Annotated in this window: 12 protein-coding genes; all 12 read left to right on the top strand. The window is 42.5% G+C overall.

Features of this window, described 5'->3' with window-relative positions; translation table 11 throughout:
• Positions 1–2: 2 nt before the first annotated feature.
• The 12 genes from accC (at position 3) to spoIVB (ending at position 12774) form a co-directional block, all read left to right on the top strand.
• Positions 3–1352 carry an acetyl-CoA carboxylase biotin carboxylase subunit gene (gene accC / locus MHH61_RS01095; RefSeq protein WP_024422945.1) on the top strand — a complete coding sequence of 450 codons (1350 nt, stop codon included), beginning with the start codon at positions 3–5 and terminating at the stop codon, positions 1350–1352.
• 25 nt (positions 1353–1377) lie between these two features.
• The gene (locus MHH61_RS01090) at positions 1378–1785 is read left to right on the top strand and encodes an Asp23/Gls24 family envelope stress response protein (RefSeq protein ID WP_024422944.1); all 408 of its coding nucleotides are present in this window, start codon (positions 1378–1380) and stop codon (positions 1783–1785) included.
• A gap of 210 nt (positions 1786–1995) precedes the next feature.
• Positions 1996–2391 carry a transcription antitermination factor NusB gene (gene nusB, locus MHH61_RS01085; RefSeq protein WP_012010530.1) on the top strand — a complete coding sequence of 132 codons (396 nt, stop codon included), beginning with the start codon at positions 1996–1998 and terminating at the stop codon, positions 2389–2391.
• 11 nt (positions 2392–2402) lie between these two features.
• Complete coding sequence (gene folD, locus MHH61_RS01080) at positions 2403–3254, top strand: bifunctional methylenetetrahydrofolate dehydrogenase/methenyltetrahydrofolate cyclohydrolase FolD (RefSeq protein ID WP_024422943.1); 852 nt, start codon at positions 2403–2405, stop codon at positions 3252–3254.
• A gap of 70 nt (positions 3255–3324) precedes the next feature.
• Positions 3325–4671 (top strand): exodeoxyribonuclease VII large subunit, encoded by a 1347-nt coding sequence (gene xseA / locus MHH61_RS01075; protein ID WP_024428008.1) that lies wholly within the window; start codon positions 3325–3327, stop codon positions 4669–4671.
• Positions 4668–4928 carry an exodeoxyribonuclease VII small subunit gene (locus MHH61_RS01070; protein ID WP_003215880.1) on the top strand — a complete coding sequence of 87 codons (261 nt, stop codon included), beginning with the start codon at positions 4668–4670 and terminating at the stop codon, positions 4926–4928. Before xseA ends, MHH61_RS01070 begins: the two co-directional genes overlap by 4 nt.
• Entirely contained in the window at positions 4918–5808 is an 891-nt protein-coding gene (locus MHH61_RS01065) for a polyprenyl synthetase family protein (RefSeq protein ID WP_125586568.1), read from the top strand. Before MHH61_RS01070 ends, MHH61_RS01065 begins: the two co-directional genes overlap by 11 nt.
• A 150-nt stretch (positions 5809–5958) precedes the next feature.
• A complete protein-coding gene (gene dxs, locus MHH61_RS01060) occupies positions 5959–7860 on the top strand; it encodes a 1-deoxy-D-xylulose-5-phosphate synthase (RefSeq protein ID WP_024428010.1) in 1902 nt (633 codons plus the stop codon).
• Positions 7857–8711 (top strand): TlyA family RNA methyltransferase, encoded by an 855-nt coding sequence (locus MHH61_RS01055; RefSeq protein WP_025092991.1) that lies wholly within the window; start codon positions 7857–7859, stop codon positions 8709–8711. Before dxs ends, MHH61_RS01055 begins: the two co-directional genes overlap by 4 nt.
• Before the next feature lie 369 nt (positions 8712–9080).
• The gene (gene argR, locus MHH61_RS01050; RefSeq protein ID WP_024422938.1) at positions 9081–9530 is read left to right on the top strand and encodes a transcriptional regulator ArgR; all 450 of its coding nucleotides are present in this window, start codon (positions 9081–9083) and stop codon (positions 9528–9530) included.
• A gap of 33 nt (positions 9531–9563) precedes the next feature.
• Positions 9564–11297 (top strand): DNA repair protein RecN, encoded by a 1734-nt coding sequence (gene recN, locus MHH61_RS01045; protein ID WP_025092992.1) that lies wholly within the window; start codon positions 9564–9566, stop codon positions 11295–11297.
• Positions 11298–11496: 199 nt separating this feature from the next.
• A complete protein-coding gene (gene spoIVB / locus MHH61_RS01040) occupies positions 11497–12774 on the top strand; it encodes a SpoIVB peptidase (protein WP_025092993.1) in 1278 nt (425 codons plus the stop codon).
• Positions 12775–12863 lie beyond the last annotated feature (89 nt).

Here is a 12863-nt window from a genome sequence, read left to right as displayed (position 1 = left end):
TCATGATTAAAAAGCTATTAATTGCAAACAGAGGAGAAATCGCAGTTAGAATTATCCGCGCTTGTAAAGAGCTTGGAATTGAAACTGTTGCGGTATTTTCTGAAGCGGATCGCGATGCGCTGCATGTACAAATGGCTGATGAAGCATATTGCATCGGACCGACTGCTTCTAAAGATAGTTATTTAAATGTCACGAATATTGTCAGCGTAGCAAAATTAACAGGGACAGATGCCATCCATCCAGGATACGGCTTTTTAGCAGAAAATGCAGACTTTGCAGAGCTTTGCGAGGAATGTAATGTAATCTTTGTTGGACCAACTGCGTCAGCGATTTCCAAAATGGGAACGAAAGATGTCGCGCGAGAAACAATGAAGAATGCAGGCGTTCCGATCGTCCCTGGTTCTCAAGGAATTGTAAAAGATCTTGATGATGCTGTTTCAACAGCAGCTAGTATTGGGTATCCTGTGATTATTAAAGCAACTGCAGGCGGAGGCGGTAAAGGGATCCGTGTGGCTCGTACAGAAGAAGAGCTTATTAACGGAGTCACCATCACGCAGCAGGAAGCGGCGCAAAACTTTGGGAACCCTGGTGTCTATTTAGAAAAGTTCATTGAAGACTTTAGACATGTGGAAATCCAAGTGCTTGCAGATCAGCATGGCAATACGATTCATTTAGGAGAGCGTGATTGCTCGATCCAAAGAAGAATGCAAAAGCTTCTTGAAGAAACGCCATCACCAGCACTAAATGCAGACATCCGTGAGCAAATGGGTGAAGCAGCTGTAAAAGCAGCAGAAGCTGTTGAATACACAGGTGCTGGAACAGTCGAATTCATTTATGATTATAATGAAGAGAAGTTCTACTTCATGGAAATGAATACTCGTATTCAAGTAGAGCATCCTGTGACAGAAATGGTCACAGGTGTAGACTTGATCAAAGAACAGATCAAGGTTGCATCAGGTGAGAAGCTTTCTCTTACACAAGAGGATGTTGTATATGAAGGCTGGGCGATCGAATGCCGCATCAATGCAGAGAACCCAGAGAAAAACTTCATGCCTTCAGCCGGTGAAATTAAAATGTATCTTCCGCCAGGCGGTTTAGGTGTACGTGTTGATTCTGCCGCTTATCCGGGCTATGTGATTCCGCCATATTATGACAGCATGATTGCAAAAGTGATCACATATGGTAAGACAAGAGAAGAAGCGATTGCGAAAATGAAACGTGCGCTTCAAGAATTCGTCATTGAAGGAGTCTACACAACGATTCCATTCCACCTTAGATTGCTCGAGCATGAAACATTTGTGAGCGGTAACTTTAATACGAAGTTTTTAGAAACATACCAAATCATGAAATAATCACAGCTTTCGGAGGTGAATGATCGTGTCAGAAAACAATTTGCTTGAAATGAACCTTGATGAGGATCAATTGGGAAAAGTGCAAATTGCACCAGAAGTGATTGAAGTCATTGCTGGGATCGCCGCTTCAGAAGTCGAAGGCATTGCCGAAATGCGCGGCAATTTCGCTGCTGATGTAGCAGAACGCTTTGGTAAGAAAAATCACCGTAAAGGTGTAAAAGTAGATGTCTCTGATGAAGGCATCACAATCGATGTATATTGTGTGGTTGAATTTGGCCTATCCATTCCAAAGGTATCCACTGCTGTACAAGAAAATATCCGTCAAACCCTTTTGAACATGACTGCCTTAACGATTAATGAAATTAACATTCATGTCGTTGGCATTCAATTTGAAACAAAAGCACCTGAGGCTGAAGTAGATCAAGAAATGTAAAATAGGGTTCAAGTGAAACCAAGGAGGCATTGCCTCTTTGGTTTTTTAAAGCCCATTTTTGAGTAATTTCCGAATATTGATAACGTGACGCGTGGATTGATTCGTTTTTCGTCACAGCTCGCATGGATCTTGGTGCGACCACGGTCAAAATATGTTATGATCTCTGTATGGCTTAACGACAAGCGGATAAAGTGGTTAAAGGAGTAAATAATGAAAAGAAGAACTGCAAGAGAAAAGGCGCTACAAACATTATTTCAAATTGATGTGAGCAATATTGATCCGAAAGAGGCCATTACACATGCGCTGGATGAACAAGAATCAGATCCTTTTTTCGAGGAACTGGTTTTCGGTGTGCTTGAACAAAAGGACAAGCTTGATGACATGATCTCGCAGCATCTAGTGAATTGGAAACTCGATCGTATTGCAAACGTAGACAGAGCCATTTTAAGGCTGTCTGTGTACGAGATGGTGTATCAAGAAGACATCCCAGTTAGTGTCTCAATGAATGAAGCAATTGAACTCGCCAAATTATTCGGCGATGATAAAGCACCGAAATTTGTAAATGGTGTACTTTCGAACATTAAAAACGACCTAAAGCAGCAATAGGAGGATTCGACATGACAGCAACAATCATCGATGGGAAAGAAACAGCAAAAGAAAAACGTGAACAATTAGCAAAAGAAGTAGAAGAGCTAAAACAAAAAGGAGTCACACCTGGTCTTGCCGTTATTCTAATCGGTGATGATCCGGCTTCACTTTCTTACGTACGCGGGAAGAAAAAAGCAGCAGAAGCAATGGGCATGCACTTTCAGCTTGATCATTTAGATGCTTCTTTAACAGAAGAAGAATTGCTTCAGCTGATTGATCAGTACAATGCGAACGATCAATTCCACGGGATTCTTGTTCAACTTCCACTGCCAAAACATATTTCTGAAAAAGCCGTCATTGAACGTATTTCACCTGAGAAAGATGTAGATGGTTTCCATCCATTAAATATCGGGAAAATGCTGCTTGGGGAAGATACATTCCTTCCTTGTACACCCGCAGGCATTGTTGAATTACTGAACAAAACGGGTGTCAGTCTTTCTGGAAAAGAAGTGGTTGTTGTAGGGCGCAGCAATATTGTCGGCAAACCAGTGGGACAATTGCTGTTAAACGAAAATGCAACGGTTACTTACTGCCATTCAAGAACGGCGAATATTTCAGAACATACGTTAAAAGCGGACATTTTAGTTGTTGCCGTCGGTCGAGCAAACTTTATAAAAGCTGACCAAATCAAAGAAGGCGCAATTGTCATCGATGTAGGAGTCAATCGATTGGATACTGGGAAGCTTGTTGGGGATGTTGATTTTGAAGAAGCGAAAGAAAAAGCTTCTTACATCACACCAGTCCCTGGCGGAGTCGGTCCAATGACGATTACGATGCTTGCACATAATACGGTTAAATCAGCAAAACGTACATTAGCATAAGCTTTATCCATTCATCCACCTGCATGCTGCCGGTGGATGAATGTGCGTTTTTGAAGAGGAGGAATACGTCATGAGTGAAAAAGCCTTTGTGACGGTCACAGCCCTTACAAAATACATAAAAAGAAAATTTGATGTTGATCCGCATTTAGAAGATATTTGGATCAAAGGTGAGTTATCCAATGTAAAGATTCATTCAAGAGGTCATGTGTACTTCACCTTAAAAGACGAAAACGCACGCATGCAAGCCGTCATGTTCCAGCGTTCCGCAGCAAAGCTGCCTTTTTCACCAAAAAGCGGAATGAAAGTGTTTGTACGCGGCGGGATTCAAGTATATGAACCAAGCGGCAACTATCAATTATATGCAAAAGAAATGCAGCCTGATGGTGTTGGTGCTCTTCATCTAGCTTATGAAGAGCTGAAGAAAAAGCTGGCAAGTGAAGGCTTATTTGATGCGCGCTATAAAAAACCAATTCCTGAATATCCAGAGGTTGTTGGTGTCATTACATCCCCAACAGGAGCGGCTGTTCGAGATGTCATCACAACGATTAACCGGCGTTATCAGCAGGCGAAAATCATTGTGCTTCCGGCGCTTGTCCAAGGTGAAAATGCCATCCGTTCAATCGTAGAGCGGATCAAAGAAGCAAATGAAAAACAGATCTGTGATGTCTTGATTGTCGGAAGAGGAGGCGGTTCGATCGAAGAACTTTGGGCCTTTAATGAAGAAGCTGTCGCAAGAGCAATCTTCGCATCAGACATTCCAATCATTTCTGCAGTGGGGCATGAAACGGACTTTACGATCAGTGATTTCACTGCAGACATGAGAGCACCCACACCAACAGGAGCAGCCGAGCTCGCTGTTCCAAGCACAGCCGATTTAATAGAACGAATCAAATCCATCGACATTCGGCTTACAAGGGCCGTGAAGAATCGAACATCACAAGCGAAAGACCGTCTTGTGGCGCTGCAATCCTCTTATGCCTTCCGTTTTCCAAAACGATTGCAGGAGCAAAAAGAGCAGCAATTCGATTTGGTATTTGACCGTTTTCAAAAACAGCTGACGAGACAAATTGAACAAAAGCGCAGTCAACTAGACCGCCAGACATACAGGCTGAAGCCGCTTCATCCAAAAGAGCAGCTGCTTCAGGCGAAAAAACGCCATGCCAATGAAACAGAACAGCTCATCCGCAGCATGAATGTGCAAATGAAAACAATTCATTCGCAGTTCCAATCTGTTCTTGGTAAACTAAATGCATTAAATCCACTTCAAGTGATGGAAAGAGGCTACAGTTTAGCCTATAAAGACAATGAACTGATTAAAAGTGTGAACCAAGTCGATACGAAGGATCAATTGGCTATCACCATGAAGGATGGACGTCTGATTTGTGAGGTTATTGAGAAGGAGGGGCAATCATCATGACAGAATCAAATAAACAAAAAGAAGAACAAATGACATTTGAAGAAGCGATGAAAGGTCTTGAGGAGATCGTTGGGAAGCTCGAAGAAGGAGATGTACCACTTGAGCAAGCCATTCATTATTTCCAAGAAGGCATGACACTTTCAAAGCTTTGCCATGAAAAATTACAGCACGTTGAAAAGCAGATGGATTTCATTTTAAAAGAGGACGGTGAACTGGCTCCTTTCTCGGTGAAGGAGGCAGATGCTGGTGACAAGTAATTTGCAGGATTTTTTAACAACACGAAAACAGGCCATTGAAGAGTATTTATTTACATATGTTCAGGAATTGAAGATTCCAGAAGAACTAAAATCTTCGATGCTTTACTCTCTTGAAGCTGGAGGGAAAAGACTTCGCCCTGTTCTCGTTCTTGCTTTATTACATGCTTACGGAAAAAACGAAGAAGATGGCATACCGGTTGGCTGTGCTGTAGAAATGATTCATACGTATTCATTGATACATGACGACCTTCCTTGCATGGACGATGATGACCTTCGCAGAGGAAAGCCGACCAACCATAAAGTATATGGGGAAGCAACAGCGGTTCTCGCTGGTGATGCACTTTTAACGGAAAGCTTTCGTCTCATTACATCGCAGCTATCTAGCAGCGTCTCTTCTGACCAAAAGCTTAGAATCGTAGATGAGCTTGTGCGGTCAGCAGGTGCACTAGGAATGGTTGGCGGTCAATTTGATGACATGGAAGCAGAGCAAAAACAAGTCCCGCTTGCTGAACTAGAATCCATTCATGCCCGGAAAACAGGAAAGCTTCTCACATTCAGCGTCACAGCAGGTGCAATGCTGGCAGGAGCATCAGATGAGGATATCGAAAAACTAAGAGAATTCAGCTATCATATTGGCATTGCTTTTCAAATCCGTGATGACATTTTAGACCTCGAAGGAAGCGAAGAAAAAATAGGAAAACGAGTCGGCTCTGATACAGCGAATGAAAAGTCGACATATCCTTCTTTATTAACGCTTTCAGGAGCAAAAGAAAAGCTGCACGAGCACATCACACGTGCAAAAGAAATTGTCTCAAATCTTGAATTAGAGCAGCAATTGCTGCATGAGTTATGTGATCTGATCGCCTCAAGAGATCATTAAAAACAGCCTAGATTTGAGGGTCTTCGAGCAATTGTGGTAAACTGTAAACAGTTTATCATGATAAGACAACTCTTATTCCCGCTTGGTTTTCATAGGAATAAGGCATTATATATGTAGATAGAAATTTTGTTGAAAGCGAGTTGATCCTGATTGGATCTTTTATCAATAAAAAATCCAACGTTTCTAAAAGGAATGTCAAATGCAGAATTAGAGGAGCTTAGTGCTGACATTCGCATGTTTTTAATTGAGTCCTTGGCTAACTCTGGCGGGCATATCGGTCCAAACCTGGGTGTCGTTGAACTCACGGTTGCCCTTCATAAAGTATTTGACAGCCCGAAAGATAAATTCCTTTGGGATGTTGGACATCAGTCTTATGTTCACAAGCTGTTAACTGGAAGAGGGGCGGAGTTTGATACACTTCGTCAATATAAAGGACTTTGCGGTTTTCCTAAACGAAATGAAAGTGAGCATGATGTTTGGGAAACAGGCCACAGCTCAACGTCATTATCTGGCGCGATGGGTATGGCGGCGGCGCGGGATATTAAAGGGACAGATGAATATATCCTGCCGATTATCGGAGATGGTGCATTAACCGGAGGTATGGCGCTTGAAGCTCTGAATCATATCGGTGATGAAAAGAAAGACATGATCGTTATCTTAAACGATAATGAAATGAGTATTGCACCAAACGTCGGTGCAATTCACACCATGCTTGGCAGACTGCGCACAGCAGGCAAGTACCAATGGGTAAAGGACGAGCTCGAGTATTTATTTAAGCGGATCCCAGCTGTAGGCGGAAAGCTTGCTGCCACAGCAGAGCGTATTAAAGACAGCCTCAAGTATTTACTAGTGTCTGGCATGTTCTTTGAGGAAATGGGATTCACTTACTTAGGTCCTGTTGATGGACATTCTTATGAAGATCTTTTTGAAAACCTTGAATATGCAAAGAAAACAAAAGGTCCTGTCCTGCTGCATGTCATCACGAAAAAAGGAAAAGGCTATCAGCCGGCAGAATCCGATAAAATCGGGACTTGGCACGGCACAGGTCCATACAAAATTGATACAGGTGATTTTGTAAAACCAGCAGCTGCTGCACCGTCATGGAGTGGTCTTGTCAGTGAAACAGTCAGAAAGCTTGCGCGGAAAGATGAGCGAATTGTGGCCATCACGCCTGCGATGCCTGTTGGCTCAAAACTTGAAGGCTTTGCAAAGGAATTTCCAGAGCGAATGTTTGATGTAGGAATTGCTGAGCAGCATGCAGCCACAATGGCAGCTGGGCTTGCGACGCAGGATATGAAGCCATTTTTAGCGATCTATTCAACATTCCTGCAAAGAGCTTATGATCAAGTGCTGCATGATATTTGCCGCCAAAACCTCAATGTATTTATCGGAATTGACCGTGCGGGTCTTGTCGGTGCAGATGGAGAAACGCATCAAGGTGTGTTTGATATTGCCTTCATGCGTCATATGCCGAATATGGTGCTCATGATGCCGAAGGATGAAAATGAAGGCCAGCACATGGTCAATACAGCCATTCAGTATGATGACGGTCCTATTGCCATGCGTTTCCCGCGCGGAAATGGTCTTGGCGTGAAAATGGATGAACAGCTGAAAACCATTCCGATTGGGTCCTGGGAGGTTCTTCGTCCAGGGAAGGATGCCGTCATCTTAACATTCGGAACGACGATTAAAATGGCGCTGCAAGCAGCTGAGGAACTTCAAAAAGAAGGGAAATCAATTCGTGTCGTCAACGCTCGGTTTATTAAGCCGCTTGATGAAGCGATGCTACATGACATTCTTTCTGAAGGGATTCCGATTTTAACGATTGAAGAAGCTGTGCTTCAAGGCGGGTTTGGCAGCAGCGTATTAGAATATTTACACGACAAGAAAGCATCACATATCAAAGTAGAACGTATGGGTATCCCAGATCAATTTATTGAGCATGGAAGTGTTGATGCCCTGCTTGAAGAAATTGGACTGACGAAAGCACAGGTTGCTGAGACTTTACGTGACCTGCTTCCAGCAGCACCAAGAAAAGGAATTGGATCATGACATCAAAGAAAGAACGACTTGACGTTTTATTAGTCGAACAAGGACTAATGGAAACAAGAGAGAAAGCAAAGCGTGCCATCATGGCAGGGATCGTTTACTCAAATGAAACCCGTTTGGATAAACCAGGCGAGAAAATTGCTCGTGATACCCCGCTTACAGTGAAGGGGAACCCTCTCAAATACGTAAGCCGCGGCGGGTTAAAGCTTGAAAAAGCGCTTAAAGAATTTGATCTGACAGTTGAAGGGAAATTGCTGATTGATATTGGCTCATCAACAGGCGGATTTACAGATTGTGCTCTTCAAAATGGAGCAGTCAAATCATATGCTGTAGACGTTGGCTACAATCAGCTTGCGTGGAAATTAAGGCAGGATGACAGGGTCATCGTCATGGAGCGCACCAATTTCCGTCATTCCGTTCCAGCTGATTTTACTGAAGGATTGCCAGAAGTGGCATCGATTGATGTATCTTTTATCTCACTCAAACTCATTCTGCCGGCTTTAAAGCATATTCTTGTTCCGGGTGGTGACTGTATTGCGCTCGTCAAGCCTCAATTTGAAGCAGGCAGAGAGCTTGTTGGGAAAAAAGGCATCGTACGTGAGCCGTCTGTCCACCTTGGCGTACTAGAAGAGATGAATCAATTTGCTGCAAAAGAAGGCTATGATGTAAAGGATGTATCATTTTCGCCTATCACTGGTGGAGATGGAAATATTGAATTTCTGCTTCATTTAGTGCTTCATCCTGATCAAGAAGAAAATGCGGCACTTCCTGCTTCAGAACTTGAGAAGGTCGTCAAGGAAGCCCATTCCGTATTGAAAGAAAAGAAAAACAGTCCTGAGCCGGCTGACACATGAAATCATTGAAACAAAAGGAATAATAGCTAGCTATTATTCCTTTTCAGATTGTTGACAAAGGGTTAAAATGATCTTTATTTTAGCCCTTTGTCTTCTTTTCAGCGTGATAGAAAACCTTTGAAGTCTAGGAAGTTCAGCTACTTTTGCGGAGCGAATTTGGCATTCGTGAGCACCAGCGCGCAGGACTGACACCGAATGCGAGGGTTTGTCTACACGCTGAAAGGAATAATAGCTCGCTATTATTTCTTTTTACATGGTCAAAAGACGAGAATCGGCTGTATCTCACGTAATGCTTGTTTTTTGAAGTGTGCATCATATAACATAGAACGTAAAGACAAACTGAGAATAAAACGCCTAGGGGGGTCTAATATGAATAAAGGTCAAAGGCATATTAAAATTAGAGAAATCATTGCAAGCCAAGAAATCGAAACACAAGATGAATTGGTCGATATTTTGAAAGCCGATGGATATAACATCACACAAGCGACCGTTTCTAGGGATATTAAAGAATTACATTTAGTGAAAGTTCCGACGAACAATGGAACATATAAATACAGTCTTCCTGCGGATCAGCGGTTTAACCCGCTGTCAAAGCTGAAGCGCTCCCTGATGGATGCATTTATTAAAATGGATGCTGCCAGTCATTTAATTGTTCTGAAAACAATGCCGGGTAATGCTCAGGCGATTGGTGCTTTAATGGATAATTTAGATTGGGAAGAAATTATGGGAACGATTTGCGGGGATGATACCATTTTAATCATTTGCCGCACCCCAGATGATACAGAGACAGTTTCGAGCAAAATTTTAGAGCTTCTATAAAGAATCAGGTTTACTAAAAGAGGTGTCAAATGAGTGTTAGCAGAACTAACCATTAAAAACTTTGCAATCATTGAAGAGTTAACGGTTTCATTTGAAAAAGGACTCACGGTTCTAACGGGGGAAACAGGTGCCGGAAAATCCATCATGATTGACGCTGTCTCACTTCTCGTGGGAGGAAGAGGGTCCTCTGAATTTGTCCGCTACGGTGAAAAAAAGGCAGAGCTGGAAGGGCTTTTTCTTGTACCAGCCGATCACCCTGTATTTGCTCTATGCGAAGAGCAGGGAATTGACGCATCAGATGAAATGATGATCCTCCGCCGTGATATTAATAACAGCGGGAAAAGCATTTGCCGGATTAATGGAAAGCTTGTCACCATCTCACTTTTACGGGAAGTAGGACGGCTTTTGCTTGATATACATGGACAGCACGATAACCAGCTGCTCATGGAAGATGAAAATCATCTGCATTTGCTCGATCAATTTGGAGCAGAAGACATTGCACCGGCTCTCTTGCAGTATCAAGAAGCATATGATCAATATATGAAGACGGCCCAAAAGCTAAGGCAGCTGTCTGAGAATGAGCAGGAAATGGTGCACCGCTTAGATTTACTGCAATTTCAGCTAGAGGAGATTGAGGCGGCACAATTAGAGCCGGGAGAAGATGAGAAGCTTCAGGAAGAACGTCATCAAATCAGCAACTACGAAAAAATCTATTCCTCACTCCAAAACGCGTATAACGCTCTGCGTAATGAGCAAGGAGGACTAGATTGGGTTGGTATGTCCTCAAGTGAGCTTGAGCAGGTGTCTGAGATCAACGATGATTTGAAAAAGCTATCTGAACAAGTGTCGAACTCCTACTACTTATTAGAGGATTCAACCTTCCAAATGCGAAGCATGCTGGATCAATTAGAATTCGATCCGGCTCGTCTTGATTTTATTGAATCCAGGCTGAATGAAATGAAGCAGCTAAAACGAAAATACGGCACAACCGTTGAGGAAATTTTGGAGTATGCGGCGAAGATTGAAGAAGAAATAGATCAAATCCAAAATCGAGACAGCCATCTGCAGACGCTCAAAAATAAATTAGATGCGATGAGCCGTGATGCCCTGCTCGAAGCACTTAACGTTTCGGAGCTGCGTAAAAAATGGGCCAAAAAGCTAGCGAAGCAAATTCAAACAGAGCTCAAGGATTTGTATATGGAGAAGTCATCATTTGACACAGCTTTTTCTGTTCGATATGCGCCATTTGGCAGCACCGATTGTCCGCTATTAGACGGAAAACCTGTGCAGCTCGGGAAAAATGGAATCGACCAAGCACAATTTGTCATTTCTACAAATACAGGAGAACCGATGAAATCTTTATCGAAAGTAGCCTCAGGTGGAGAAATTTCACGTGTCATGCTCGCTGTGAAGAGTATTTTCTCAGCTAAACAAGACGTCACATCCATTATTTTCGATGAAGTTGATACAGGCGTCAGCGGCAGAGTGGCACAAGCCATTGCTGAGAAAATTTACAAAGTTGCGTCTGGATCACAAGTGCTCTGCATTACACACCTGCCTCAAGTAGCAGCAATGGCTGACACACATCTCTTCATTTCGAAACGCTCGAAAGCGGGCAGAACACTGACGAGTGTCAAACCATTAAGTCATGAAGAAAAAGTGAGTGAGATTGGCCGGATGATTGCCGGTGTGGAAGTGACTGAGCTGACAAAACAGCATGCAAAAGAACTATTGCACCAAGCAAATGATGTCAAAACAACAGGGTAGCTGAATCATCAGCTGCCTTTTTTTATGTTGTGTAAAAGCCGGCGTATATACCCATAAAATCGTCTTTTTCTTTTATCAATTTATCCAATCATTTTCTAAAGCTGCCGGTTATAAATCCTCTCGAAGAAGGCAAAAGTAAAGATGTAGCCAAAACATGAGTGTTCTGGTGTGGGTAAGGAGCGAGGAGAGTGAAAAATGAATGCCCGAAAAGATGAGAAAAGCCATTGGTGTGATTCTCCTTGTTTCTTTAATAAGTACAGGGTTTATGAGCATAGTGAAGGAATACATCAGCATTCCAACAAATGTTGCTGTATTTGAAAAACAGAAGCACTCAATTGACACATCGATTGAAGCGTCAGCCAATGCTTCTTCACCAGCCTTTAGCCTTTCAGAGAAAAAGAATCAGCTGGATATTACAGGACAAAAGGCGGGAAAAGCCGAAATTGTTTATGATTTTAAAGGATTTCCTATTAAGAAAACAAAAGTTGACGTTCTCCCTGAATTAAAAGTCATTCCTGGAGGTCAATCCATTGGCGTCAAGCTCCACTCTGTAGGAGTTCTCGTTGTAGGTTTTCATCAAATCACAACAGCAGACGGCAAAAAATCACCAGGTGAAGCCGCAGGCATTCAATCAGGGGATATGATCATTGAAATCAATGGTCAAAAAATGGAGAAAATGAATGACCTCACCCCATTTATTCAGAAAGCAGGGAAAACGGGTGAAACGCTTCGTTTGCTCATAAAGAGAGATCATAAAACCTTTCAAACAACATTAACACCCGCAAAAGATGCAAGTGAAGGCATCTATCGAATTGGTCTTTACATTCGTGATTCTGCAGCAGGAATCGGCACGATGACCTTTTTTGAACCTTCATCTAAAAAATATGGTGCCCTTGGGCATGTGATTTCTGACATGGATACAAAAAAACCAATTGTTGTCGACAATGGTGAAATTGTTAGATCAACCGTGACATCGATTGAAAAAGGCACAGGAGGCAATCCTGGAGAAAAATTGGCGAGATTCTCTTCCGAAAGAAAAACAATAGGAGATATCTCCCGCAACAGCCCTTTTGGTATCTTTGGTACGTTAACCGAAAAGCTTGAAAATCATGTAGCAGATAAACCACTTCCAGTCGCTTTATCAAATGAAGTAAAAGAAGGCCCAGCAGAAATTTTAACCGTTGTGGATCATGATAAAGTGGAGAAGTTTGATATTAAAATCGTCAGCACAACACCACAGAAATTCCCAGCAACTAAAGGGATGGTATTGAAGGTAACAGATGAGCGGCTCTTAAGCAAAACGGGCGGAATCGTCCAAGGAATGAGCGGAAGCCCCATCATCCAAAATGGCAAAGTCATTGGAGCTGTCACACATGTATTCGTCAATGATCCGACTAGCGGGTACGGCGTACACATTGAATGGATGCTGTCAGAAGCAGGAATCGACCTTTATCAAAAAAACAAAAAAGCAAGCTGATTATAAACTGCCGCGAATCTTCCGGCAGTTTTTTTCTACCCTTTCTTTCTCTTCCATCATGTTATAAAATAAGGAAAAAGAGATTTTTC

Source organism: Bacillus sp. FSL K6-3154, assembly GCF_040869395.1.
Lineage (GTDB): Bacteria > Bacillota > Bacilli > Bacillales > Bacillaceae > Bacillus > Bacillus safensis.
This window is presented reverse-complemented; position numbering and strand designations above follow the sequence as displayed.